We start from the raw sequence: 25719 nt of genomic DNA on the forward strand, positions 1-25719 counted from the left end.
CTTGACCAGTTGGCATTCGCCGGTCGAGGAGGAACTCAGCGGGCCGGTGCGTGCGCCAGGCTGAGCCGGTCGAAGTTGGCCCAGGCCACCGACGCGTCGACGGGCGGGTCGGTGGTGGGCTCGGCGCAGACGACGAAGATCCCGCCGACGACCCCGACGAAGCCTCCTCCCTCGCTCGGGCTGAGCGGCGAGAGATCGGCTGAGCCGACCTCGTTGTCGTCTTCGCCGTGCTCGATCCGGGCCGTCGCCGCGAAGCCGACGATCTCGAGGGTGAGCGCGAGGGTGGCAGCTGCCATGGGCACGTCGGCGCAGCCGAGCAGGTGGTCTTCGCCATCGACGTGCATCACGAGTTCGACGACACGGGCGGCTCCGGCCGTGCCCGCCCGCACGCCGAACGTCAGGAATCGGCGCTCTGAGAGTCGCAGTGCGAGCCCCGCGTGCAGGCCGGGTGGAGCGTCATCCGGAACCCCGACCACCGTCGAGAGCGTGGCGACCGGCTGCTCGAGGCGGAAGCCGGCGAAGGCGTGCGCCGCGCGCTCGTGGAGGCCACCTGAACGCGCATGGAGGCGCAGATGTCCCGGCCGCTCGTCGAGACGAGCCCGGTTCGCATCGACTGCAGTGCGGATCGAGAGCAGTTCAGGATGCAGCGTCGGTAGGTCGAAATCGTCGACGAGTGCACGCGGCACGCTCGAGTCGGCCCCGTCGCCGTGGGCACCGCCGCCATGGGCATCGGCCCACGGCACCTCGACCTCGTCGGCCAGCCGGCCGTGGCCGGGCGCGAACACCGGCCAGCCGTCGTCGAAGCTGACGGGAACGAGCCAGGTCTCGCGGCCCTGCAGCGCGTCCGCGCGTTCGCCGTCGAGCGGCAGCCGCCGCGTCGCGAGCACCGTCGCCCACCAGCCGCCGCGACCGTCATCGACGAGGTCGGCGTGCCCGACGTTCGCAACGTCGGCGTCGCCGCCGAGGTGGCGGTGCGTGAGCAGCGGGTTCGCCTTCGATCCGACGAAGGGCCCGACCGGGCTCGCGCCCCGCGCCGCGCTCACGGCATGGTGGCGTTCGGTGCCGCCCTCGCTCGCCACGAGCAGCACTCCGCCGCCGCTGCGATAGAGATGCGGCCCCTCGGCCCAGACCGCACCCTCGACCGCGCCGTGCCACACGACGTGCTCATCGCCGACGAGTGACATCGTGGCGAGATCGAGCTCGCGCACCCACACCTCGGTCTGCTCGGGCCAGGCGCCAGGGTCGGCGAGCCGGGTGCCGCACCACCACGCCCGCCCGTCGTCGTCGAAGAGCAGCGACGGGTCGATGCCGGGGGCGTCATCGATCCAGACCGGATCCGACCATGGCCCGGCCGCGTCGGTCGCGGTCACGATGAAGCTGCCCTGACGGCCCTCGCCGCCGACGAGCGTGCACGCCACGAAGAACCGGCCGCCGTGGTGGCGGATCGTCGGGGCGAACAGCCCGCCCGAGGCAGGCACCGTCGAGAGGTCGAGCTGCTCCTCGCGATGCACCGCGTGGCCCACGAGCCGCCACTCGACGAGATCGCGGGAGCGATGCACCGGTAGCCCGGGGAAGTACTCGAAGGTCGAGGTGACCACGAAGAACTCATCTCCCACCCGGCAGATGCTCGGATCGGGGTGGAACCCGGGCAGCACGGGGTTGCGGGCGGTGGTCACGGTGAGACGGCACCCACCGCATCGCTGCGCCACACGGGATGCAGGGCCCGGGCGTTGTCGACCACGCGCACCGGCCCGGTGAGCTCGACACTCGCCTGCAGCGGCAGGTCGCCGCTCGACCGACCGAGACCCAGCACGAGCGCGCCCGGCTCGACGATGCGACGGCCGTCACGGCCGGTGAACGCCGTGAGGTCGGCCGGCACCTCGACCGTCAGGCGCACGGATGCTCCTGGCTCGAGCTCGACGCGATGGAAGCCGATCAGTCGCTGCAGCGGGCGCACCACCGATGCCACGGGGTCGTGCAGGTACAGCTGCACGATGTCGGCCCCGGCGCGATCGCCGACGTTCTCGACCGTGAGCGACAGCCGCAACGCGGCATCCGTCGTCGCCTCGGCGATCTCGACCTCGAGATCGCGCCATGCGAACGCGCTGTAGCCGAGCCCGTGGCCGAACGGGTAGCGAGCCGTCGGATCGATGTTCGACACCTCGTTGCGGCGGGCGAGCGTCGAGGCGAGGTAGGTGGACGGCTGCGCCCCGGGCGTGGCCGGAACGCTCACCGGCAGGCGACCGCTCGGGTTCACCCGACCGCTGAGGATGGCGGCGAGGGCTCTCGTGCCCTCCTCGCCCGGGAAGAACGCCTGCAGGATGCCGGCGGCGCGATCGGGCGCGGAGCCCAGCACGTACGGGCGGCCCGAGAGCATCGTGAGCACGGTGGGGGTTCCCGAGTCGAGGACCGCCTCGAGCAGCGCGGTCTGCGCGCCGGGCAGGTCGAGGGTCTCGGCGTCGCAGCCCTCGCCGCTCGTGCCACGGCCGAAGAGGCCGGCACGGTCGCCGAGCGCGAGCACGACGACATCCGCTGATGCCGCGATGGCCACCGCGTGTTCGATGCCGTCGGTCTCGCCGCCGTCGATCGAGGTGCCGGCGGCGATCGTGATCTCGCTGGCGGGGAACTCCGCGCGGAGCGCCTCGACGAGCGTCGGCAGCTCGATGCCGAGGCCGGCCTCGGGGTGATGCACGCCGACGTGCGTCGGGAAGGCGTAGCAGCCGAGCACCGCGAGCGGGTCGTCGGCGGTCGGGCCGATCACGGCGATGCGCGCGGGTGCGGCCAGCGGCAGCGTGCCGTCGTTCGCGAGCAGCACGATGGCTCGTTCGGCGATGCGGCGCGCGAGCGCGCGGTTCTCGGGCGGGTCGAGATCGATCGTGCCCCGCGCGGCAGAGGCTGCGGCCGGCGCGGCCGGCTCGTCGAGCAGCCCGAGGTCGATCTTCTGCAGGAGCACCCGGAGCACGGCGCGGTCGACGACGGCCTCATCGATGCGGCCGTCGGCCACCGCCCGCACCAGGGGCTCGCCGAAGGCGTGCACTGTCGGAAGCTCCACGTCGATGCCAGCCTCGAGGGCCGCCGCTGCCGCGTCGCCGAGGTCGCCGGCCGTGCCGTGCAGCGTCTCGAGGAAGGCCACCGAGAAATAGTCGGCGACGACGGTGCCCGAGAAGCCCCACGTCTCACGCAACAGGCCGGTGAGCAGATCGCGGTCGGCTGCCGTGGGCACGCCGTCGAGATCGGTGTACGCGTTCATCACCGAACGCGGCCCGGCGTCGCGCACCACCATCTCGAACGGCGGCAGCAGCACGTCGGCGAGCTCTCGCGCACCGACCGACACGGGAGCGAGGTTGCGACCCGCCCGCGACGCCGAGTAGCCGACGAAGTGCTTGAGCGTCGCCACGATGCCGGATGCCTCGAGCCCGCGCACGTACGCGGTGCCGACCGTGCCGACGAGGTACGGGTCTTCGCCCATCGTCTCTTCGACCCGACCCCACCGGGCATCGCGCACGACGTCGAGCACGGGGGCGAGCCCCTGGTGCACGCCGACCGAGCGCATGTCGGCGCCGATGCGATGCGCCATCTGCTCGATCAGCTCGGGGTCGAACGTTGCCCCCCACGACAGGGGCACCGGGTAGGCGGTCGCGCCGTAGGCGGCGAAGCCCGCGAGGCACTCCTCGTGCACGAGTGCGGGAATGCCGAACCTGCTCGACGCGACGATGCGATGCTGCAGCTGGGCGAGCGACTGCGCCCCGAGCGCCGCATCGACGGGCGCGGTGCCGAAGGCACGCGTGATCTGCCCGAGTCCCTTGGGCAGCAGCTCGTCGAGATCGACGGTGCCGCTCATCTCGTGCTGGTGCGGTGCCACGTCGGCGCCGTCGTCGGAGGCGCCGATCCAGATGCCGTAGAGCTGGGCGATCTTCTCCTCGAGGGTGAGCGCGGCGATCAGGGCAGCGGCGCGCGCATCGGCGGGCAGGGTGCGGTCACGCCACGACTCTTCGGTCGTCGTGGTCAGGGGTGTCTGGGTCGTCGTCATCGGGTCGGTCTCTCGGTTCGTCGGGTCGGTCGTCGTCTCCGCGGCATCCGTCACCGGCCCGTTCACCCCTTCACCGCCCCGGTCAGTCCGCCGACGATGCGGCGCTCGAAGATGCTGAAGAAGATGAGGGCGGGAATCATCGACAGCGAGGTGAAGGCGAGCACCTTGGCCGTGTCGACGGAGTACTGCGAGGCGAACGCCTGCACGCCGAGCGGCAGGGTGAAGGATGCCTCGTTGTTCAGGATGAACAGCGGCAGGATGTAGCTGTTCCAGCTCGCGATGAAGGCGAGGATGCCGACCGTGATCACGCCGGGCAGCGCCAGCGGCACCACCATCCTCCAGAAGAAGCCGAGGCGCGAGGCTCCGTCGATCGAGGCCGCCTCCTCGATCTCATCGGGGATGGCGCGCAGGAACGGCACGAGGATGATGATCGTCGCCGGCAGGGCGAAGGCGATCTGGGGCAGGATGATGCCGGCCATCGAGTTCATCAGGCCGAGGTTGCGCACCACGAGGTAGAGCGGCGTGATCGCCACCGTCATGGGGAACATCAGGCCAGCGGCGAAGACCGCGTAGAGCAGCCCGCGTGCCCGGAACCGGTAGCGGGCGAGCACGTAGCTCGCCATGAGGCCGAGGGCGACGACGCCGAGCGTGGTGACGACCGCGGCGACCGTCGAGTTGGCGACCTCTCCCCAGAAGGTCGTGCTGCCGAGCACCTCGGCGTAGTTCGCCATCACCCACGGCGCCGGCAGCCCGGAGGGGTCGGCGGTGATCTGCGAGTTCGTGCGGAAGCCGCCGATGATGATGTAGAGGATCGGCGCCAGCATGAGCGTGACGACGACGACGGCGCCGAGGTAGATGGCCGGGCTGCCCCACGGCAGTCGGCCACTGCCGCGAGGCCGCCTGGCTCGGGGGATGGCGATGGTCGATGCGGTCATCGCTCGTTCCGTTCGGTGAGGGCGCCGGCCGTGTCACGGCGCAGCACGTAGCGCTGGTAGATGAGGGCGACGACGAGTGAGATGACGAACAGCACGACCGCCACGGCGTTGCCGTAGCCGTAGTTGCCGGCGTTGCGCCCGTTGGCGACCATGTACGTCGCCATCGTCGAGGTGCCGGCCGTCGAGGCGATGTACTGGCCCCAGATGATGTAGACGAGGTCGAAGAGCTGGAGCGATCCGATGATCGACAGGAACGCCCAGATGCGCAGCGTCGGGCCGAGCAGCGGCAGCGTGATGCGGCGCTGGATCTGCCAGTAGGAGGCGCCGTCGATCTGGGCGGCCTCGGTGAGCTCTTGCGGGATGCCCTGCAGGCCGGCCAGGAAGAGGATGACGGCGAAGCCGATGTACTTCCAGGTGATGATGCCGAGCAGGGTCCAGATCGCGAGGTCGGGGTTCGAGAGCCAATCTTGCGCGAGGCCGTCGAGGCCGAGCTTCTCGAGCAGCCCGTTGAGCGCGCCGTCGCTCTGGAGCATCAAGCTCCAGCCCGTGCCGACGACGACCTCGGCGAGCACGTAGGGCACGAAGATGAGTACCCGGATGAGCGACTGCCCGCGCATCGGGCGGTTCAGCAGCAGCGCCAGCAGCAGCGCGAGCGGCCCCTGCAGCACGAGCGACATCACGACGATGATCGTGTTGTGCCAGAGGGCCTCATGGAAGGTCGGGTCCTGGAGGATCGTCACGTAGTTCTGCAGCCCGACGAAGTCGGTCGGCAGGCCGTAGCCCTTCCAGCGGAAGAACCCGTAGTACCCGGCCATGACGACCGGGAAGATGACGAAGCCGAGGAAGACGACGAGAGCCGGGCCGACGAGCACGGTGATCTCGAGGGCCTTGCGCCAGTCGCGCGGGCGTCGAGACGACGGCGAAGGTGACGGCGACGGCTCGGCGCCCGGGCGGTCCGGAGACGACATGTCGCCTCCGGACCGCCCGGCGTCAGCCGGAGCCCGCCCCGCGGTGGGAGAACTGGTGCGAACGCTCATGCTGCGAGGGCCTCAGCCCTTCTTGATGGCGTCTTCGACGGCGTCGACGATGCCCTGCGCATCGCCCTTGCCCGCGAGCAGGTCGACGACGCCGACGTTGAGCGCGTTGCCGACGTTCTGGCCGAGCAGCGTGTCGAGCCACACCGAGACGTAGGGAGCGTCGTTGTACGAGGCGAGCACTTCCTGCAGCGCGGGGTCGGCCACGACGCCCTGTGCGTCCTTGTTGGCCGGCAGGGTGACGAACGCCTCGGCGTAGGCCTCCTGTTGCTCCTTCTGCGACGCGAACTCGAGGAACTCGGCACACTCCTTCGGCGCGTCGACGAAGCAGCTGTAGCCGTCGACGCCGCCCATCATGGCGCCGGCGTCACCGTCGCCGCCGTCCACGGCGGGGAACGGGAACCAGCCGAGGTCGGCGAGGGGCTGCTCGTCGGGCGTGAGCGATGCGATGACTCCGGGGTCCCACGCGCCCATGAGCTCCATGGCCGCCTGGTGGTTGGCCACCAGGCCTGCGGAGGAGCCGGCGCCCTGCTGGGCGGTGGTGGTGAGGAAGCCGTCGTTGTACGGCTCGGTGGCGGCGAAGTCCGCGAGGTCCTCACCGGCGCGCAGGAAGCACTCGTCGGAGAAGCTCGGGTCGGACGCGAGCGCGGCCACGACGTCTTGCGAGCACTCGCGGAGCGTGAAGAAGTAGTACCAGTGGGCTGCGGGCCAAGCGTCCTTCGCACCGAGGGCGATCGGGGCGATGCCTGCGGCCTTGAGCTTGTCGACGCCGTCGCTCAGTTCGTCGAACGTGGTCGGCGTCTCGGTGATGCCGGCCTGTGCGAACAGGTCCTTGCTGTAGTAGATGCCGCCCGGCAGCACCGACGACGGCACGCCGTAGATCTTGTCGTCGACCGAGAGGGCGGCGAGCGATGCCTCGCCGAGCGCGGTCTTCGTGTCCTCCGAGATCGCATCGGTGAGGTCTTGCACCTGGCCGGCCTCGACGACGGCGGCGAGCTTGCCGCCGCCGCGTGCCATGAAGATGTCGGGCGCGTCGCCCGAGTTCAGCGCGGTCTGGAGCTTTCCATCCATGTCCTCGTTCTGGATGGCCTGGATCTCGATCTTCACGCCGGGGTGCTCGGCCTCGAAGTCGTCGGCCGTCTGCTGCCAGTAGGCCTTGCCGTCGCCGGTGGTGGAGTTGTGCCAGAAGGTCAACTCGACCGAACCGTCGTCGGTCTCTCCGCCGCCGGCGCTGCACCCGGCGAGGGCGGTGAGCGCCAGTGCGGCCACGGCCCCCAGCGTGACGAGCCGTGTGGTGCTGCGTCTGTTCATCATTGAACCTTCTCGAAAGTTTCGACGTCAACGTCGAAAGTAGTCTGGACGTGTCGAATAGTACGTGGGTTCACATTTGGGGTCAAGGGCAACATATTCGGCGCGGGAGCAGGTCTGGCATCTGCCGCGCCTCTAGAGTGGTCGCGTGACAGAACGGGACGGCACCCTCGACGGCGTGCATCGCCGCAATCTCTCCAAACTCCTCGGCCTCGTGCACCTCGACGGGCCGCTCTCGCGAGCCCGCCTCACCACGCTCACCGGGCTGAATCGATCGACGGTGGCGGCGCTCGCCGGGGAGCTCGTCGACCTCGGACTCGTCGTCGAGCGCGCGCCCGACCCCACGAATCGGGTCGGCCGCCCCTCGCCCGTCATCGCCGCCGACCCTCGGGTACTCGCCTTGGCGGTCAATCCAGAGGTCGACGCCGTGACCATCGCTGCCGTCGCACTCGACGGCTCGGTCGCCCGGCGCGAGCGCGTCGAGGTCGATCATCTGCTGGCGCCCGACGAGGTCGCAGCGCTCGTCGCCGCGACGCTCGAACGCTGGCGCTCGAGCCACCTGCAATCGTCCCGGTTCCTGGCCGTCGGGCTCGCCGTGCCCGGTCTCGTGCGCGCCTCCGACGGCATGGTGCGCCTGGCGCCGCACCTCGGCTGGGCGGATGCCCCGATCCGCACGCTCGTCGAGCAGGCCACGCAGCTGCCCGTCACCGTCGGCAACGACGCGAGTCTCGGCGCGGTCGCCGAGCACCTCTTCGGCGCCGGCCGCGATGTCGACGACCTCGTCTACCTGAACGGCGGCGCGAGCGGCATCGGCGGTGGCATCGTGCTCGGTGGTCGGCTCGTCGGCGGTGCCGGGGGCTACGCGGGGGAGTTCGGCCAGAATCGGCCTGGCATCGCGCTGACTGCCGACCGGCGCGCCGACGGCGGTGTGCTCGAAGACGAGGTGAGCCGCGCGCGACTGCTCGAGGTCGCGGGGCTCACCACCGCCGACGAGCCGACGCTCGCCGCGGCGCTCGCCGACTCGATCCGGCCAGGCGTGGCACAGGAGCTCGCGCGCCAGCGGCGCATCCTCGCGACGGCGCTCGCGAACGCGGTGAACGCGCTGAATCCCTCGCTCGTCGTGCTCGGCGGGTTCCTCGCGACCGTCGCCGACAGCGATCTGGCCGCCCTCGAGGCCGAAGTCGCCGAGCAGGCCATGCCGGCGGCATTCGAGCAGCTCGCGATCCGCACTGCTGCGCTCGGTGAAGACCGCCTGATGATCGGCGCCGCGGAGGCGGCGTTCTCATCGCTCCTGGCCGATCCGCTCGCCGGCCTGCCGATCGGGCCTGTGCACGAGCAGCGTTGAACCGATACACTTGCACCTTGTCGAATCGATTCGAGAGTGGTGCCGGCCACCTCGAATCCGCACGACGGGGTCGCGAGGCGCCTTCGTGCCCTTCTTCGGTGCTCGAGGGCGCGCGCCGTTTCCAACCCACGCACGATCCGCACAGGAACACGCATGTCCTCAACTGCCTCCATCCCCATCATCCGTCCCGACGACTACGAGCGCTCCGCACGCGCGGCGCACCCGGGCGATCGCCTCACAAGCCGTCAGCGGCTCGTCTACGTGCTCGTGCTCGGCGCGCTCACGGCACTCGGGCCGTTCACGATCGACCTGTACCTGCCGGCCTTCCCGGTGCTGCAGAGCGAGCTCGGCGTCTCGGCCTCGGCGGTGCAGCTGACGCTGACCGGCACCATGGTCGGCTTCGGCCTCGGCCAGCTCATCGTCGGCCCGTGGAGTGACAAGGTCGGGCGCCGGCTGCCGCTCATCCTCGCGACGGCGCTGCACATCGCGGCATCCGTCGCTGCGGCCTTCGCACCCGACATCGTGTGGCTCTCGGTCTTCCGCCTGCTGCAGGGCTTCGGCGCCGCCGCCGGTGGCGTCGTCGCCATGGCCATGGTGCGCGACCTCTTCGGCGGTAAGCCGCTCGTGCGCATGCTCTCGCGCCTCGCGCTCGTCAACGGCCTCGCTCCGGTGCTCGCGCCGGTCATCGGGTCGCAATTGCTGCAGGTCATGGACTGGCGCGGCATCTTCGTGGTGCTCGCGATCTACGGTGCGGTCGTCGTCGCTGCCGTCGCCTTCTTCATCATCGAGACGCTGCCGCCCGAACGACGTCACGTCGCCGGCCACTCCACGCTGCGCGACCGCTACGCCGCGCTCTTCCGCGACCGCGTGTACCTCGGTGCGGCGATCATCGGCGGCATGACGTTCACGGGACTTTTCGGGTATCTCTCGACCTCGTCGTTCCTCTTCCAAGACATCTACGCGTTCAACGCGCAGGAGTACGGCCTGCTGTTCGCGGTCAACTCGGTCGGCGTCATCGTCGGCGTGCAGGTGAGCTCGCGGCTCATGCGCGGGCCGGTGCAGCCGCAGTGGATCCTCGCGATCACCACGGTCGTGCACCTGGCCATGGCGGCGACGATCATGGTGCTCGACAGTTCGGGCGCCGGGTTCTGGGGCACGGCGATCCCGCTGTGGTTCTACATCCTCGCCTGCGGTTTCTCGTTCCCCGCCGTGCAGGTGCTGGCGCTCGCGCACCACGGTGCAGAGGCGGGCACCGCCGCATCGCTGCTCGGCGCGCTGAACTTCGGCCTCGCCGGGGTCATCTCGCCGCTCATCGGCCTCATGGGCGTCGGCAGCGCCGTGCCGATGGCGTTCGTCATGGTGCTCGCGGCGATCGTGGCGATCGCCGCGCTCTGGGGGCTTGTGCGACCCAAGACGGTGCCGCCGCTCAGCGACTGAGAGCACGGCGAGCGGATGTCGCGCATGCGCGCCGCACGGTCGCATCGCCTCGCGGCATCCGTGCCGGGGATACCTCGCCCGGCTGACGCGCATGCCGCAGCGCCGCCGGTAGCGTGAAGGGATGACGTCCGAGACGACCGAGAAATTCCGGGCCCGGCGAATCGCCCGGCGCGTGCCGTTGATCGCCGGCGGCACGGCCGTGCTCATGGCGGCGCTGCTCGGCATCTTGCTCACGGTGCGCTCGGGCGCACTGCAGTTCGAGATCGACGAAGAGTGGGCCGAAGAGGTGCTGAGCCTTCGCGGGCCCGTCGGCGACGTCTTCGCCTACGCGATGAACGCTCTGGGCGGTGGCATCATCGGCGTCTTCGTCATTCCGATCGGTGCGGCACTGCTGCTCCTGCTGCTGCGGCGCCCTTGGGCTGCACTGTTCTTCATCGTGGCCTCGGCGGTGAGTGCCGGGGTGGTGCAGTTGTTGAAGGGCGTGTACGCGCGCCCGCGACCCGAAGACATGATCGTCATCTCGGACACCGGCTCGTTTCCCTCGGGTCATGTCGCCAATGCGGCGACGATCGCGGTCGTCGTGGGCGTGATCGCGCCGCGGCTCTGGGTCTGGGTGATCGGCGCCGTCTACACGGTGCTGATGGCGGTGAGTCGCACGTACCTCGGTGCGCACTGGGTGACCGACACGATCGGGGGCGCCCTCGTGGGAGCCGGCGTCGCCCTGCTGCTCTGGGCGGCGTTCGCCTACCCGCTCGAACGCGAGCGCATCGCGTGGCACGAGCGGCGCGAGGCCGTGCACTCGGCGTCGCCCTGAGTCGCGTCGCGGCCCGTCAGACCGCGGTGGCGATCGCGGATGCCGCAGCCGGCGCCGACTCCCGCTCGACGATGCGGAACTCGGCGAGCTGCAGCGCAGGCTGCGGCGCATCGGCTGCGTCGAGGGTGGCAGCGGTGATGCGGGCGAGCAGGGTCTCGACGGCGGTGCGGGCGATCCAGCGCCGCCCGGGGTCGACGGTCGTGAGTGAGGGAATCGAGTACTCCGCTTCATCGAGGTCGTCGAAGCCGATGACCGAGACGTCGTGCGGCACGCGCAGACCGGCCTCCTGCAGCACGCGCATGGCGCCGAGGGCGAGCGTGTCGTTGAGCCCGAAGACCGCGTCGAAGGGCGCCCCGTGCGCGAGCACGTCGCGCATGGCCTGGGCACCACCCGAACGGTGCCACGGTGCCGTGTAGCCGACGAGGTCGGGGTCGAACTCGAGGCCCGCGGCGTCGAGCGCTTCGCGGTAGCCCTGCAGGCGGAATCCGGCCGAGCCGATGACCTCGCCCTCGTGCGCGCCCACGACGGCGATGCGGCGGCGGCCCGAGGCGATGAGGAACTCGGTCGCGGCGCGGGCGGCCTCGACGTTGCGCATGCTCACGTGGTCGTGCTCGGGGTCGAAGACCCGTTCGCCGAGGAGCACGAGCGGGTACGGCACGCGCAGCGCCGGGGCATCCGATTGCTCGATGCCGAGGGGGCTGAAGATCAGGCCATCGGTCATGGTGAGCCGGGGGCTGCGCAGCACCTCGAGCTCGCGCGCCGGGTCGCCGCCGGTCTGCTCGACGAGCACGACGATGCCGGCCGCTTCGGCCGCGGCGATCACGGCGCCGGCGAGCTCGGCGAAGTAGGGAAGGCTGAGGTCGGGCACGGCGAGGGCGATGGCGCCGGCGCGTCCGGAGCGCAGGCTTCGCGCCGTGAGGTTCGGCTGATAGCCGAGCTCTTCGATGGCCTGCTCGACCTTCGACTTCGTGGCCGGGCGGATGTGCGGATAGTCGTTGATGACGTTCGACACCGTCTTGATCGACACCCCCGCCACGCGGGCGACGTCGTGCAGCGTCACAGCCATTCGTCCTCCTCGTTGCCGCAACACTACAACGTCGCTCCACTCGTCTCGTGGCCTCGCATCAGGCGATTCGGCTCCGCTTGACAAGCTGCGGCCACGACGTGCACAATGCCTCTACAACGTTTACTTTACAACGTTGGAAAGACTCGGACTCGACGCAGAGCACCCACTGTGCGCGGCGGAGACGAGCCCATTCGCCAAGAGACAACGGTGTCCTCAACACCGCGAGAGGAAGCACAGCAATGAAGTCGAAGCTCCTTGCAGGGGCCGCGGTCACCGCAGTCGCGGCCGTGGCACTCACGGGCTGCTCGGGTGGCGAGCCCGAAGCATCCTGCACCAACAAGATCGTCAACGCCGAGGCCACCCAGGTCAGCGTCTGGGCCTGGTACCCCGCGTTCGAAGAGGTCGTCGACCTCTTCAACGAATCCCACGACGACGTGCAGATCTGCTGGACGAACGCCGGTCAGGGCAATGACGAGTACACGAAGTTCTCGACGGCCATCGAGGCCGGTTCGGGTGCGCCCGACGTGATCATGCTCGAGTCGGAGGTGCTCTCGAGCTTCTCGATCCGCGACGCGCTCGTCGACCTCACCGAGCACGGCGCCGACGAGGTGGCCGCCGACTACACCGAGGGCGCCTGGAAGGACGTCTCGAGCGGCGATGCGGTCTACGCCATCCCCGTCGACGGCGGCCCGATGGGCATGCTCTACCGCCAGGACATCCTCGACCAGTACGGCATCGCCGTGCCGACCACGTGGGACGAGTTCGCCGCGGCGGCCCAAGCGCTGAAGGATGCCGGTGCGCCCGGCGTGCTCGCCGACTTCCCGACGAACGGCCGCGCCTACAACCAGGCGCTCTTCGCCCAGGCCGGATCGGTGCCATTCGAGTACGACAACGCGAAGCCGACCGAGATCGGCATCGATGTCAACGACCAGGGCTCCAAAGACGTGCTCGCCTACTGGGAGGGCCTGGTCGACGGCGGTCTCGTCGCCACGGATGACGCGTTCACGGCCGATTACAACACGAAGCTCGTCGACGGCAGCTACGCGATCTACGTCGCGGCGGCGTGGGGCCCCGGCTACCTCGGCGGCCTCTCCGACGCCGACGCCGACGCGGTCTGGAAGGCCGCACCGGTTCCCCAGTGGGATCCGGCCAACCCCGTGCAGATCAACTGGGGCGGTTCGACCTTCGCGGTGACGAGCCAGTCGAAGAACCCTGAGGCGGCGGCAGTCGTGGCGAAGGAGGTCTTCGGCACTGAGGAGGCGTGGAAGATCGGCATCGAAGAGGCGGCGCTCTTCCCGCTGTGGAAGCCGATCCTCGACTCCGACTACTTCCGCGATCTCGAGTACCCGTTCTTCGGCGGCCAGCAGATCAACAAGGACGTCTTCCTCCCGGCGGCATCCGGCTACACCGGCTTCACCTTCAGCCCGTTCCAGAACTACGCCTACGACCAGCTCACCGAGCAGCAGTTCGCGATGGTGCAGGGCGAGAAGGACTCGGCCACCGCGCTCGACGACCTGCAGGCCTCGCTCGAGAAGTACGCGACCGAGCAGGGCTTCACCCTCAAGTAACAGGCGGTGAGCGGATGCCTCGTGCCGGCACCTCCGGCACGGGGCATCCGCTCCCTTCCTCACCAACCGGCTGAACCGATTCGAACTCGACGAAGAGAGCACCAGATGACCACCCAGACCACGACTGCGCCGCCGCCGGCCGCAGTCGGCCGATCCCGGGCTCCGCGATCCGGAGGATCGACGCTCGTCCGTCGCCGGCAGCGGTGGGGATGGCTGTTCGTCGTTCCGTTCCTCGTCGTCTTCGCGCTGCTCCTGATCTTCCCGCTCTTCTACGCGTTCGGTATGAGCCTGTTCACGTCGACGCTCGCCACGGGCACCGACTTCACGGGCCTCGCCAACTACGGCAAGGCCTTCACCGACCCGCTCTTCCTCGAGGGCATGCTGCGCGTGCTGGGCTTCGCGGTCGTGATGATCCCGACGCAGCTTCTCGTCGCGCTCGCCGCTGCCCTCGTGCTCGACACCCTGGTCAGCCGGCTGTCGAAGCTCTCGCGGCTCTTCATCTTCGTGCCCTACGCGATTCCCGGTGTCATCGGCGCCCTGATGTGGAGCTTCCTCTACAGCCCGCGGTTCGGCCCGGGCGCCACGATCTTCGGGGCGTTCGGCTTGCCGACACCCGAGTTCCTGGCACCCGACAGCATCTTCGGCAGCCTCGTGAACATCGTCACGTGGCAGTGGGCGGGCTACTACATGGTCGTGATCTACGCCGCGCTGCGCTCGATCGACCCATCGATCTACGAGGCGGCTCGCATCGACGGCGCCAACGGCTGGCAGACGGCCATCGGCATCAAGGTGCCGATGATCAGCTCGTCGATGGTCATGGTCGTCATGTTCGCGCTCATCGGCACCCTGCAGTTCTTCACCGAACCGGTGGTGCTGCGCAGCGTCGCCCAAGGCGCGATCGACGCGGCCTACACGCCGAACATGTACGCCTTCTCGCTCGCCTTCTCATACAGCCAGTTCAACTACGCCGCGGCCATCGCGTTCTCGCTCGGCGCCCTGGTGTTCGCCGGCTCGTTCGTGTTCCTCTTCCTGACGCGCAAGCAGAGCGGACTGAAGTGATGTCGATCTTCTCCCCACGCACGACCGGCTCGGTGGACCCGGCCGAGCCGCTGACCACCGCCACGGGGCTGCCGTCGCACGTCGATCGCAGCGTGCACCGTGGCGGCCGCCGCGGCCGTCGCACCGGCAGCCGTCGCATCGGCTCGCACGTCTTCCTGATCATCCTCGCGATCTACTTCATCGTGCCGATCTGGTGGCTCGTCGTCGCCTCGACGAAAGACACCTCGGGCCTGTTCTCGAGCCCGGCGTTCTGGTTCGACGACAACTTCGCCTTCTTCGACAACATCGCGGGGCTCTTCAGCCACCAGGGCGGCATCTACTGGCGGTGGCTCGGCAACTCGTTCCTCTACGCCTTCGCGGGCGGCATCGGTGCCACGATCCTCGCGGTGCTCGCCGGCTACGGCTTCGCGAAGTACAACTTCCGGGGGCGCAACGGCGTCTTCACCGTCATCCTCGGCTCGGTCATGGTGCCGCTGACGGCGCTCGTCATTCCGACGTTCATGCTGCTGAGCCAGTACGGCATCATCAACACGCCGTGGGCCGTCATCCTGCCGAGCCTGCTGAGCCCGTTCGGCGTGTACCTCATGCGGGTCTACACGCAGGACGCGGTGCCCGACGAGATGCTCGAGGCGGCCCGAATCGACGGCGCCGGCGAGCTCCGCACCTTCTTCCAAGTGGCGCTGCCGCTGCTGCGCCCGGCCATCGTCACGGTGCTGCTGTTGTCGGTCGTCGGCACCTGGAACAACTTCTTCCTGCCGCTCGCCGTGCTCACCGACCCGAACCTGCTGCCGGTCACGGTCGGCCTCAACCGGTGGACTGCGCTCTCGAACGCCGGCGCAGGCGGCGAGCAGGTCTGGAACCTGATCACCTCGGGCGCCTTCATCTCGGTGCTGCCGCTGATCCTGTCGTTCCTGTTCCTGCAGCGCTACTGGCAGGGCGGGCTGTCGCTCGGCAGCATCAAGTGACCGAGCGGATGCCGCGGCATCCGCTCGCCTGAGACCACGACTTCGGCCGCATCGGCCGGCTCTTCGAACCACACACAGAAAGCACTGCATTGTCTGCTCACCTCACCATCGACCCGCACTTCACCGTCGGGACCATCGACCGTCGCGTCTTCGGAGGCTTCGTCGAGCACCTCGGCCGTCACGTCTACGACGGCATCTACGAGCCCGGTCATGAGACCGCCGATGCCGAGGGCTTCCGCCAAGATGTCATCGAGCTCGTGAAGGAGCTCGGCGTCTCGACCATTCGCTACCCGGGCGGCAACTTCGTGTCGGGCTTCCGCTGGGAGGACTCGGTCGGCCCGAAGGAGGAGCGGCCGCGCCGGCTCGACCTCGCCTGGCACTCGACCGAGACGAACGAGATCGGCCTGCACGAGTTCTCGTCGTGGCTCGAGAAGGTCGGCAGCGAGCTGATGCTCGCGGTCAACCTCGGCACGCGCGGCACCCTCGAGGCGCTCGACCTGCTGGAGTACACGAACATCGCCGGCGGCACGGCGCTCTCGCAGCGGCGCATCGACAATGGCAGGACCGACGCCTTCGGCGTGAAGATGTGGTGCCTCGGCAACGAGATGGACGGACCCTGGCAGCTGGGCCACCGCAGTGCCTCCGACTACGGCAAGATCGCCTCGCAGACCGCGAAGGCGATGCGCCAGCTCGACCCGTCGATCCAGCTCGTGGCGTGCGGCTCATCGAGCGCCCACATGCCGACCTTCGGCGAGTGGGAGCGGGTCGTGCTCACACACACCTACGACGATGTCGACTACATCTCGTGCCACGCGTACTACGAGGAGAAGAACGGCGACCTCGACTCGTTCCTCGCCTCGGCGGTCGACATGGACCGCTTCATCGAGACGGTCGTCGCGACGGCCGATCACGTCAAGGCCGTCGTCGGCAGCGAGAAGACGATCGACATCTCGTTCGACGAGTGGAACGTCTGGTACATCGACCGCTACCACGGCGTCGACAAGATCGAGGGCATCGACAACTGGCCGGTCGCTCCGCGTCTGCTCGAAGACGTGTACTCCGTCGTCGACGCCGTCGTCTTCGGCAACCTGATGATCTCGCTGCTGAAGCACGCCGACCGCGTCACGAGCGCCTCGCTCGCACAACTCGTCAACGTGATCGCGCCGATCATGACCGAGCCGGGCGGCCCGGCCTGGCGCCAGACCACGTTCTTCCCGTTCGCGATCACCTCGCGCCTCGCGAAGGGCGTCGCGCTCGAGGTCAAGCTCGAGTCGCCGACGCACACGACAGAGGTCTACGGCGTCGTGCCGCAGGTCGACGCCGTGGCGACGCACGACGCCGAAGCCGGCGAGTCGGCGGTGTTCCTCGTGAACCGCAGCCGCACCGAGGCGATCACCGTGACGATCGACGTGTCGGCGCTCGGCGCCGTGCAGCTGCGCAGCGCCGACACCCTCGCCGACGACGACGTGTACGCGAAGAACACGCTCGAGGCGCCCGAGCGTGTCGCCCCGGCGGCGAACGCGAGCGCCGCGGTCGAGGCCGGCACGCTCACGATCGAGCTGCCGCCGGTCTCCTGGACCGCCGTCTCGCTCGGCGCATGAGCCGCGGGGTGCGCCGCCGGCCGTCCATGCCGGCGGCGCATCCTGCCTCCTCCGGAGCCGGGCGACGGGTCTTAGGTGGGCTCGCATTGCTCGTCGCCGTCACCGCCGCGGTCGGCATGACCGGGTGCGCCTCGGGCGGGGCGCGCGAGCTCACCGGCGACCTGATGGTGCACGACCCGGCGCTGGCCGAGGAGGATGGCACGAGCTACGTCTACTCGACCGGAAACGCGACCGTTGCCGACGGCAACATCCAGATCCGCAGCTCCGACGACGGCCGCAACTGGCAGTACCGCGGCGAGGTGTGGCAGGACAAGCCCGAGTGGCTCGGCGAAGCGGTGCCCGGCGTCTCCAATCTCTGGGCGCCGGAGCTCATCGAGCACGACGGCACCTGATACCTCTACTACTCGGCGTCGACCTTCGGGTCGAACGCCTCGGTCATCGCACTCGCGACGAACGAGACGCTCGACCCCGATTCGCCCGACTACGAGTGGGTCGACGCCGGCCAGGTGATCGCTTCGACGACGGCCGACGACTTCAACGCGATCGACGCCGGCATCGTCGTCGACGAGGCGGGGGAGCCGTGGATGTCGTTCGGCTCGTTCTGGAGCGGCATCCGCATGATTCCGCTCGAATGGCCGAACGGCGGTGCAGCGGATGCCTCGGAGCCGCTGCGCCTCGCCGATCGGCAGAGCCCGCCGAACGCCATCGAGGCGCCGTACATCGTGGAGCATGACGGCGACTACTTCCTCTTCGTCTCACGCGATGCATGCTGCCAAGGGCTCGACAGCACCTATAACATCGCGGTCGGCCGTGCCGATGCGGTGACCGGGCCCTACGTCGACCGCAACGGCGTGGCGCTCCTCGAGGGCGGCGGCACGTCGCTGCTCTCGGCTGCCGGAGACCGCATCGGACCGGGCGGCCAATCGGTTCAGGGCGATACCCTCGCACTGCACTACTACGACCGGCGCATGAACGGCTCGTTCCAGCTCGGGCTCGTCGAACTCGATTGGGACGCCGAGGGCTGGCCTGTCGCGCACTGGTAGCGCGCTTGGAATGACACGGCTTGACGACGAGAGGAACCGCGTGACCGCGACATCCGCAGGCGCCAACTGGGCCGGCAACCTGAACTACCGCGCATCGCGGGTGGTGCGACCGACCTCGATCGACGAACTTCGCGAGGTGCTTGCGGGCGATGGGCCGTTCCGCGTGCTGGGCTCGCGGCACAGCTTCAACGACATCGCCGACACCGAGGGCACGCTCATCGAGACGGCGGATCTGCCGGTGACGATCGACGCCTCGAGCGCGCCTGGCGCCGTGCGCATCGAGGGGAGTCCGCGCTACGGCGAGCTCGCCTCTGCGCTGCACGCAGGCGGCCTCGCGCTCGGCAACCTCGCCTCGCTGCCGCACATCTCGGTGGCGGGCGCCGTCGCGACCGGCACGCACGGGTCGGGCGACCGCATCGGCTCGCTCGCGAGCGCCGTGCGCGCCATCGCGTTCATCACGGCAACGGGGGAGTCGCGCACCCTTTCGCGTGGCGATGCCGACTTCGCCGGCGCCGTCGTGAACCTCGGCGCCCTCGGCGTCGTCACTGCGCTCGAGCTCGACGTCGAGCCCACCTACGACGTCGCGCAGACCGTCTACGAGCGTCCGTCGTGGGACGCCGTGCTCGCCGAGTACGACGCCGTCACCGCGCTCGGCTCGAGCGTCAGCGTCTTCACGACCTGGGCGAGCACCGACCGCGCCGACCAGCTGTGGGTCAAGCGGCGGCTGCCGGTCGAGTCGGATGCCGCGGCAGCATCCGCTGCACTCATCGCGAGGCTCGGTGCGACCGAGGCGACGGTTGCCCGACACCCGCTGCCCGGCATGGTCGCCGACGCCTGCACGGCGCAGCTCGGCGAGCCCGGCCCGTGGCACGAGCGGCTGCCGCACTTCCGGCTCGATTTCACGCCGTCGGCCGGTGAGGAGCTGCAGTCGGAGTACCTCGTGCCGCGCGCGGATGCGGTTGCAGCACTCGAGGCGATGCGCGGGCTCGCCGCGCACATCGCCCCGCTGCTGCAGGTCTGCGAGGTGCGATCGGTGCGCGCCGACGACCTGTGGCTGAGCCCTGCCTACGGCACCGACGTCGTCGGCATCCACTTCACGTGGAAGCGGGAGCAGGCGGCTGTCGAGGCGCTGCTGCCGACGATCGAGGCGGCGCTGCCCGAGACGGCGCGTCCGCACTGGGGCAAGGTCTTCACCGTCGACGCCGATGAGGTGCGCCGGCGCTACCCGCGCTGGGCGGACTTCGCGGCGCTCCGGGAACGGTTCGATCCCGAGGGGCGATTCCGCAACGCGTATACGGCGCGGCTCGGGCTCTGAGCCGACCGCTTGGGGCGAACGGGCCGGGGGAGCGTTGACCGGCTGTCAGTCCTGGGGCGGGCGACGCAGTCGCTTGACGTCGGTGCGCCGCTTCTTCGCCTCCAAGCGCCGCTTCTTGGCACCGCGAGTCGGACTCGTCGCTCGTCGCATCGGTGACGGTGGCTGCAGCGCTTCGGCGACGACGGCGGCCAGCCGAGCGAGCGCAGCGTTCCTGTTGCGCAATTGCGCGCGGTGCTCCGATGCCGTGACCGTCAGTACTCCGTCGACGAGGCGACCGCTCAGACGCTCGAGGAGTCGCTCGCGCTGGAGCGGCGAGAGCGCGGCCGAGCCCGCGACATCCCACACGAGTTCTGCTCGGGAGTCGGCGGTGTTCACGCCTTGCCCGCCGGGGCCGGATGACCGCGAGAACCGCCACGACAGCTCAGACTCGGGGATCGTGAGTGCTGAGCCGACCCGAAGACCGGGACGGTGGGGAGCGGGCATGGGTCCATCATCCTCTTGCGCAAACGGTCGTGCTCTTGCCGATCAGGCGCTCGCCTTGAGTATGTCGCTAGACGCTCTTGTCGACCCAACTCACCGGAAGGAACGGGGTGTACACATAGACGACCGTGTCTCCCTTGCGGTCGATCTCGATGGTCCCCTTGCCTGCATTCATCGCAGTGATGATCTGGGACCGAACACCCTCCCACGTGGCAGCGTCGGTGAAGCGGAACTTCGCGTAGTTGGGTGCCGCGCTGCCGATATAGAGAGTGACGTCCGTTGCCATGTGACGCACTCTACTGGGGGGCCGCCGGGCATCAGAATCAGGACGTGCCCGAGAACAGGCCGACTGCGGGTGAGATCACTCCGCCGACGGGTGATCCCCGCCCGCGAGCTGGTCGATCACGTGCTCGAGTACGTCGTCGAGCACGGCGAGTCCGTCACGCACGCCGCCGCTGGAGCCCGGCAGGTTCACGATGAAGGTCGAGCCGGCCACGCCGGCGACCCCGCGCGAGAGCAGCGCGGTGGGTGTGTTCGCGGCGCCGCGTCGCCGCAGCTCCTCCATGAAGCCGGGCACCTCGCGGTCGAGCAGGGCGTCGGTTGCCTCGGGAGTCGCGTCACCCGGCGCGAGTCCGGTGCCGCCCGTCGTGACGATCACGGCCGGCGCAGCTGCAAGAGCCTGGCGCAGCGCGCCGCGCACGGGCTTCCCGTCGGCCACCACGTCGGGGCCGACAACCGTGAAACCGCGCTCGGCGAACCAGGCGGCGATCACCGGCCCGGTGCGGTCGGTGTAGACGCCGCTCGCCGCGCGGGTCGAGGCGACGATGACGACGGCGGTTCGCGGCATCCGCTCGGTCGACGTCATTCGCGCGACCAGTCGCCGCTCTTGCCGCCCGCCTTGGCGAGCACCATCACCTCGCTGATGACCGCACGGTTGTCGACCGCCTTGATCATGTCGTAGAGCGTGAGCGCCGAGACCGTCGCCGCGGTGAGCGCCTCCATCTCGACCCCGGTGACACCCTTCGTGGTGACGGTCGCGACGATGCGCACCCGGTCGCCCTCCGGCGTGATGTCGACATCGAGCTTCGTGAGGGGCAGCGGGTGGCAGAGCGGAATCAGTGTCGAGGTCTGCTTGGCCGCCATGATGCCGGCGATGCGCGCCGTGCCGATGGCCTCGCCCTTCGGCAGGCTGCCGTCGCTGATCGCGGAGACGACGTCGGGCCGCGTCACGAGCACCGCTTGCGCGCTCGCGGTGCGCCGGGTCACGGCCTTGTCGGTCACGTCGACCATGTGCGCGGAGCCGTCGCCGCGCAGGTGGGTGAGTTGCGGGTCAGTCATCGATTCTCCAGACGTCGACGTTGGCGCCGGCCGGCAGGGCGTCGACTCCCACGGGCAGGTGCACGAGCACGGTCGCGTTCGCGTAGGCGTGCAGCAGGTGAGAGCTCGGGGCACCGACCTCGACGTCGCCGGTGCCGTCGAGCACACCGCGACGCACCTGGTGCCGGTCGGCCGGCGAGCTGACCGGGTGGGCGAGGCGGAGGGTCGCGCGCGATCGGTCGGGTGCGAGGCCGACGAGCCTGCGCAGCACCGGCCGGAGGAACAGCTCGAACGAGACGAGCGCGCTGACCGGGTTGCCCGGGAACGACACCACGGGAACCTCGACGGGCGCGCTTCCGGTGCCCACGTCGATGACCGCAGTGCCGAGGCCCTGCGGCCCGCCGGGCTGAATAGCGACCTTGACGAACTCGACGCCGAGGGGTGCGAGCGCGTCGCGCACGACCTCGAACGCGCCGGCACTGACCCCGCCGGTGGTCACCACCAGATCGACGGGGCGCTGCGCGCTGTGCTCAGCCAGGTGAGGGTGAACGGATGCCGCGACAGCGGCCCGCACGGAAGCGGCGTCGTCAGGGGCGAGGGCCTCTGCGACCTCGACGCCGCAGGCGCGCAGCGCGGCACCGATCATCGCGGTGTTCGCGTCGTGGATCTGGCCCGGCCGCAGCGGCTGCCCGGGAGGCTGGAGCTCGTGGCCGGTCGAGAGCAGCAGCACGCGCAGTGGTCGGCGCACGGGCACCTCGGTGACCCCGGCGGCGGCGAGCGCGCCGAGCTGCGCGGGGCCGAGCCGTTGACCCGCGGGAAGCAGCAGTGCTCCCACCACGATGTCGCTGCCCGCGCGCCGGATGAACGTGCCCGGATCGACGGCCGAAGTGAAGTTCACGACCGAGCCGGCGGGGGAGTCGTGATGCTCCGCGCCGAGACCGAGGAACGCGGGCGGGTCGGCGACCTCGATCGGCACGACGGCGTCGGCACCGCGGGGAATCCCGGCCCCGGTCATCACGGGGGAGGCGGTGCCCGGTGCGAGGTCGAAGGGGGCATCGCCCGCGGCGCTCGTGCGGCCGACGGCGAGGCGCACCGGAGACTCGGGCCGAGCGGTCGCGAGGTCGGCGGCGCGCACGGCGTAGCCGTCCATCTGCGAGTTGTCGAAGCCCGGAAGCTGCACGGGCGCATGCACGTCGTCGGCGAGCACCCGCGCGTGGGCGTCGCCCGACGCGAGCTCGACTCGCTCCGAGTCATCCGCACCGAGTCGGTCGACGAGCGGATCGAGCAGTGCGTGCACGGCACGTTGGTGTTCGGCGAAACTGCGCATGTGGCCTCGGATGCTCAGCCGCCGGCGAAGGGCGGGAGGATGTCGACGGCTCCGCCGAGCGGGGTCGCCGGGTCGCGCTGCACGGTGCCGTCGACGAGGAAGGAACCGCTCGCCAGCACGCGCTGCATGTCGGCGCCGTATCGCGCGGCGAGCTCGTCACGGAGCATGCCGACCGTGGCGTCGCCGGGCAGGTCGAGGAACTCCTCCTCGACACCCGCCGCTTCGGCGGCCGCGGCGAAGTACCGCACCGTCACCATCGTCATGTGCACGATGCTACCCGAGCGCGGAACCCGGCATCCGTCACGCGGAAACCGCGCGCGTAGACTTGCGGGCATGACCGAGCCGCTCGTCGAACCCGGGCCTCCACTGGCTCCGGTTCGACTCGCGCGCTTCAGTCGCCAGCTCATGCTGCCGGGCTTCGGCGAACTCGCCCAGCGGCGGCTGCATGCCGCGCGAGTGCTCGTCGTCGGCGCCGGCGGCCTCGGCAGTGCGGTCGTACCCGCGCTCGCCGGCTCGGGCGTCGGCACCATCGGCATCGCCGACTTCGACACGGTCGAGCTCAGCAACCTGCCGCGCCAGCTCAGCCACGGCGTGGCCGATCTCGGCCGCAGCAAGGTCGACTCGCTCGCCGAGACCGTGGCCGCGAGCGACCCTGAGTGCCGCATCGTGCGCCATCACGAGCGCCTGACCGCGGCGAACCTGCCCGGCATCCTCGAGGCGTACGACCTCGTGGTCGACGGCAGCGACAACTTCCCGACCCGCTACCTCACGAACGACGCCGCGCACCTCGCGGGCAAGCCGCTCGTGTGGGGCGCGATCCTGCGCTACCACGGGCAGGTCGGGGTGGCATGGCGCGGCGAGGGCCCGGGCTACCGCGATCTCTTCCCCGTGCCGCCCGCACCAGGCGAAGTGCCGTCGTGCGAGCTCGGCGGCGTGCTGCCGAGCCTGTGCCTCGTGATCGGCGCCCTCATGGCGACCGAGGTCGTGAAGCTCGTCACGGGCGTCGGCCGGCCGCTACTCGGGCGGGTGCTCAGCTACGACGCGCTCATGGCGCGCACGCGCGAGATCCCGTACTCCGTCATCGCTGACGCCGACGAGATCACCTCGCTCATCGACTACGAGGCCTTCTGCGGCTTCGACGCGAACGAGACGGATGCCGCGGGCGGCAGTTCGCTCGCCGTGGCCCCGATCTCGGCAGCCGAGGTGCTGCAGCGCATTCGCGCCGACCAGCCGCTGCGTCTCATCGATGTGCGCGAGCCGACCGAGGCGGCCCTTCGGCGCATCGACGGAAGCACCCTGCTGCCGCTGGCCGATCTGCTCGGCGGGGCCGAGCCGCCGCCCGGCGAGGGCCCGATCGTCGTGTACTGCGAGGTCGGCATCCGCTCGCAGCGCGCGGCACGCGAACTGCGGCGCCGAGGTCACACCGAGGTGAGCTCGCTCGACGGCGGCATCGAGCGCTTCGCCGGCGTCGCCGCCGATCTCATCGCGCGCTGAGCAGGGTTAGGATCGCCGGGTGATCGAACCGTACGCCGTCGTCTCCGACCAACCGCTCGACGAAGTCGCTGTTCGGCGAGCCGTCGAATCCGATGCCAGCGGCGCCGTGGTCATGTTCTGCGGGGTCGTGCGCGACCATGACGGCGGCCGTGGCGTGCGGTCGCTCGACTACCGGGCGCACCCCGACGCCGAACGCTTCCTCGCCGATTGCGTGCGCCGCATCGCCGAGGAGACGGGGTTCGCCGTGGCAGCAGCGCACCGGGTCGGAGACCTCGCCATCGGCGACGTCGCCCTGTTCGCGGCAGCCGGCGCGGGGCACCGCGCGCAGGCCTTCGACGCGTGCGAGCGCCTCGTCGAACTCATCAAGCAGGAGGTGCCGATCTGGAAGCGGCAGCACTTCGACGACGGCGTCTCGGAGTGGGTCGGGCTCTGACGGCGGGTCGGGCTCCAACCGCCGGCGCTCAACCGCCGATGTAGCTCATCTCGATCTTGCTGCGCGCCGCGCGCAGCTCGGGAGTGAGCGTCGCGCGAACCTCGGAGTAGCGATCGTCGCGTGCGCCCCAGATCGACGCCATCGCCGCGGCGAGCCCGTCGTCATCGATGCCGCTGCGCAGCAGCGCTCGAAGGTCGTGGCCCTCGCTCGCGAAGAGGCACGTGAACAGCTTGCCCTCGGTCGAGATGCGCGCCCGGTTGCAGGTGCCGCAGAACGCGTTCGTCACGCTCGAGATGAGGCCGATCTCGCCGCCGCCGTCGACGTAGCGCCAGCGAGCCGCCGTCTCGCCGGGTGCGGCCGCCGCGAGCGGCTCCAACGGGAGTTCGGCGCCGATGCGCTGCACGATCTCTGCTGACGAGACGACCTCGTCGAGCTGCCAACCGTTCGAGGTGCCGACATCCATGTATTCGATGAAGCGCAGCGAGAACGGCGAGCCGTGGAATCGCCTGGCCATCGGCAGGATCTCGTGGTCGTTGAGCCCGCGCTTGACGACCATGTTGATCTTGATCGGGCCGAGGCCGGCGGCGTGCGCGGCCTCGATGCCGTCGAGCACGCGCGAGACCGGGAACCGCACGTCGTTCATCGACTGGAACAGCTCGTCGTCGAGCGAGTCGAGCGAGACGGTGACGCGGGTGAGCCCGGCGGCCTTGAGCGCGGAGGCCTTCACCGCGAGCGCGGAGCCGTTTGTCGTGAGCGCGATCTCGAGGGGGCGCCCGTCGGGGGTGCGCAGCTCGGCGAGCTGTTCGACGAGGCCCTCGAGGCCGCGGCGCAGCAGCGGCTCGCCGCCGGTCAACCGCAGCTTCTCGACGCCGTGCGCCGCCGCGATGCGAGAGATGCGCGTGATCTCCTCGAAGCTCAGCAGCTCGTCGCGGTCGAGGAACGCGTAGTCGCGACCGAACACCGCTTTCGGCATGCAGTAGACGCACCGGAAGTTGCAGCGGTCGGTGATCGAGATGCGCAGATCTCGCATCGGGCGGTCGAGCCGGTCGGTGAGCGCACCCGTCGACGGCAGTCGGTGCGCCCTTGGGGTCGATGATCCGGCACGTGCGTGCGGCACATCGGCCGTGCTCGCGGTGCTCGTCATGTGC

The 25719-nt window shown here is 70.0% G+C and carries 24 protein-coding genes and 1 pseudogene; 12 read left to right on the forward strand and 13 right to left on the reverse strand.

Annotated features, from left to right (window positions below; genetic code table 11):
• Positions 1-35 precede the first annotated feature (35 nt).
• From H521_RS22855 to H521_RS0110690, 5 genes are all read right to left on the reverse strand, one after another.
• On the reverse strand, positions 36-1676 hold the full coding sequence (locus tag H521_RS22855) for a glycoside hydrolase family 43 protein (RefSeq protein WP_022893015.1): 1641 nt from the start codon (positions 1674-1676) through the stop codon (positions 36-38).
• Positions 1673-4030: a beta-xylosidase/alpha-l-arabinosidase gene (locus H521_RS22860; RefSeq protein ID WP_051159271.1), complete on the reverse strand. Its 2358-nt coding sequence runs from the start codon at positions 4028-4030 to the stop codon at positions 1673-1675. Before H521_RS22860 ends, H521_RS22855 begins: the two co-directional genes overlap by 4 nt.
• A 62-nt stretch (positions 4031-4092) precedes the next feature.
• The gene (locus H521_RS0110680) at positions 4093-4965 is read right to left on the reverse strand and encodes a carbohydrate ABC transporter permease (protein WP_022893017.1); all 873 of its coding nucleotides are present in this window, start codon (positions 4963-4965) and stop codon (positions 4093-4095) included.
• Positions 4962-5933, reverse strand: coding sequence for a carbohydrate ABC transporter permease (locus H521_RS0110685; protein WP_022893018.1), 972 nt, complete (start codon positions 5931-5933; stop codon positions 4962-4964). The genes H521_RS0110680 and H521_RS0110685 overlap by 4 nt, the downstream gene beginning before the upstream one ends.
• An 81-nt stretch (positions 5934-6014) precedes the next feature.
• Positions 6015-7310: an extracellular solute-binding protein gene (locus H521_RS0110690; protein WP_425393590.1), complete on the reverse strand. Its 1296-nt coding sequence runs from the start codon at positions 7308-7310 to the stop codon at positions 6015-6017.
• Between the two features lie 145 nt (positions 7311-7455).
• On the opposite strand from H521_RS0110690, the gene H521_RS22865 reads away from it, so the two are divergent.
• From H521_RS22865 to H521_RS22870, 3 genes are all read left to right on the forward strand, one after another.
• Positions 7456-8652, forward strand: a complete 1197-nt coding sequence (locus H521_RS22865; RefSeq protein ID WP_022893020.1) for an ROK family protein — start codon at positions 7456-7458, stop codon at positions 8650-8652.
• A gap of 153 nt (positions 8653-8805) precedes the next feature.
• Entirely contained in the window at positions 8806-10089 is a 1284-nt protein-coding gene (locus tag H521_RS0110700; protein ID WP_022893021.1) for a multidrug effflux MFS transporter, read from the forward strand.
• 121 nt (positions 10090-10210) lie between these two features.
• Positions 10211-10903 carry a phosphatase PAP2 family protein gene (locus H521_RS22870; protein ID WP_022893022.1) on the forward strand — a complete coding sequence of 231 codons (693 nt, stop codon included), beginning with the start codon at positions 10211-10213 and terminating at the stop codon, positions 10901-10903.
• A 16-nt stretch (positions 10904-10919) separates the two neighbouring features.
• Here H521_RS22870 and H521_RS0110710 read toward each other — a convergent pair whose 3' ends face one another.
• Positions 10920-11969, reverse strand: a complete 1050-nt coding sequence (locus tag H521_RS0110710) for a LacI family DNA-binding transcriptional regulator (protein ID WP_022893023.1) — start codon at positions 11967-11969, stop codon at positions 10920-10922.
• A 239-nt stretch (positions 11970-12208) separates the two neighbouring features.
• Here H521_RS0110710 and H521_RS0110715 point away from each other — a divergent pair, with 239 nt between their 5' ends.
• The 7 genes and pseudogenes from H521_RS0110715 to H521_RS0110740 all read left to right on the forward strand — a co-directional run bounded on the left by H521_RS0110715 (position 12209) and on the right by H521_RS0110740 (position 19520).
• Complete coding sequence (locus H521_RS0110715; RefSeq protein ID WP_022893024.1) at positions 12209-13537, forward strand: ABC transporter substrate-binding protein; 1329 nt, start codon at positions 12209-12211, stop codon at positions 13535-13537.
• Positions 13538-13642: 105 nt separating this feature from the next.
• Positions 13643-14596, forward strand: coding sequence for a carbohydrate ABC transporter permease (locus H521_RS0110720; RefSeq protein WP_022893025.1), 954 nt, complete (start codon positions 13643-13645; stop codon positions 14594-14596).
• Complete coding sequence (locus tag H521_RS0110725) at positions 14596-15561, forward strand: carbohydrate ABC transporter permease (protein WP_022893026.1); 966 nt, start codon at positions 14596-14598, stop codon at positions 15559-15561. The genes H521_RS0110720 and H521_RS0110725 overlap by 1 nt, the downstream gene beginning before the upstream one ends.
• A gap of 89 nt (positions 15562-15650) precedes the next feature.
• Complete coding sequence (arfA, locus tag H521_RS0110730) at positions 15651-17162, forward strand: arabinosylfuranosidase ArfA (RefSeq protein ID WP_022893027.1); 1512 nt, start codon at positions 15651-15653, stop codon at positions 17160-17162.
• 86 nt (positions 17163-17248) lie between these two features.
• Complete coding sequence (locus H521_RS26410; RefSeq protein ID WP_245560971.1) at positions 17249-17554, forward strand: glycoside hydrolase family protein; 306 nt, start codon at positions 17249-17251, stop codon at positions 17552-17554.
• A 12-nt stretch (positions 17555-17566) separates the two neighbouring features.
• Positions 17567-18205: pseudogene (locus H521_RS26415) on the forward strand (arabinan endo-1,5-alpha-L-arabinosidase); the annotation flags it as partial.
• A gap of 10 nt (positions 18206-18215) precedes the next feature.
• A complete protein-coding gene (locus H521_RS0110740) occupies positions 18216-19520 on the forward strand; it encodes a D-arabinono-1,4-lactone oxidase (protein WP_051159264.1) in 1305 nt (434 codons plus the stop codon).
• A gap of 45 nt (positions 19521-19565) precedes the next feature.
• On the opposite strand, the gene arfB is transcribed toward H521_RS0110740, so the two are convergent.
• The 6 genes from arfB to H521_RS0110770 all read right to left on the reverse strand — a co-directional run bounded on the left by arfB (position 19566) and on the right by H521_RS0110770 (position 22907).
• Positions 19566-20003: an alternative ribosome rescue aminoacyl-tRNA hydrolase ArfB gene (gene arfB / locus H521_RS0110745; protein ID WP_022893029.1), complete on the reverse strand. Its 438-nt coding sequence runs from the start codon at positions 20001-20003 to the stop codon at positions 19566-19568.
• Positions 20004-20070: 67 nt separating this feature from the next.
• Complete coding sequence (locus H521_RS0110750; RefSeq protein WP_026482167.1) at positions 20071-20286, reverse strand: hypothetical protein; 216 nt, start codon at positions 20284-20286, stop codon at positions 20071-20073.
• A gap of 75 nt (positions 20287-20361) precedes the next feature.
• Positions 20362-20847, reverse strand: a complete 486-nt coding sequence (locus H521_RS0110755) for a MogA/MoaB family molybdenum cofactor biosynthesis protein (RefSeq protein ID WP_026482168.1) — start codon at positions 20845-20847, stop codon at positions 20362-20364.
• A 14-nt stretch (positions 20848-20861) separates the two neighbouring features.
• Positions 20862-21338: a cyclic pyranopterin monophosphate synthase MoaC gene (gene moaC, locus H521_RS0110760; protein WP_022893030.1), complete on the reverse strand. Its 477-nt coding sequence runs from the start codon at positions 21336-21338 to the stop codon at positions 20862-20864.
• Positions 21331-22644: a molybdopterin molybdotransferase MoeA gene (locus tag H521_RS0110765; RefSeq protein WP_022893031.1), complete on the reverse strand. Its 1314-nt coding sequence runs from the start codon at positions 22642-22644 to the stop codon at positions 21331-21333. The genes moaC and H521_RS0110765 overlap by 8 nt, the downstream gene beginning before the upstream one ends.
• A 14-nt stretch (positions 22645-22658) precedes the next feature.
• Positions 22659-22907, reverse strand: coding sequence for a MoaD/ThiS family protein (locus H521_RS0110770; protein ID WP_022893032.1), 249 nt, complete (start codon positions 22905-22907; stop codon positions 22659-22661).
• A 70-nt stretch (positions 22908-22977) separates the two neighbouring features.
• On the opposite strand from H521_RS0110770, the gene H521_RS0110775 reads away from it, so the two are divergent.
• Positions 22978-24138 carry a ThiF family adenylyltransferase gene (locus tag H521_RS0110775; RefSeq protein ID WP_026482169.1) on the forward strand — a complete coding sequence of 387 codons (1161 nt, stop codon included), beginning with the start codon at positions 22978-22980 and terminating at the stop codon, positions 24136-24138.
• Positions 24139-24157: 19 nt separating this feature from the next.
• Positions 24158-24571, forward strand: a complete 414-nt coding sequence (locus H521_RS0110780; protein WP_022893033.1) for a molybdenum cofactor biosynthesis protein MoaE — start codon at positions 24158-24160, stop codon at positions 24569-24571.
• Positions 24572-24599: 28 nt separating this feature from the next.
• On the opposite strand, the gene moaA is transcribed toward H521_RS0110780, so the two are convergent.
• On the reverse strand, positions 24600-25715 hold the full coding sequence (gene moaA / locus H521_RS0110785) for a GTP 3',8-cyclase MoaA (protein ID WP_022893034.1): 1116 nt from the start codon (positions 25713-25715) through the stop codon (positions 24600-24602).
• Between the last annotated feature and the right edge of the window lie 4 nt (positions 25716-25719).

Source organism: Agromyces subbeticus DSM 16689 (assembly GCF_000421565.1).
Taxonomy (GTDB): Bacteria; Actinomycetota; Actinomycetes; order Actinomycetales; family Microbacteriaceae; genus Agromyces; species Agromyces subbeticus.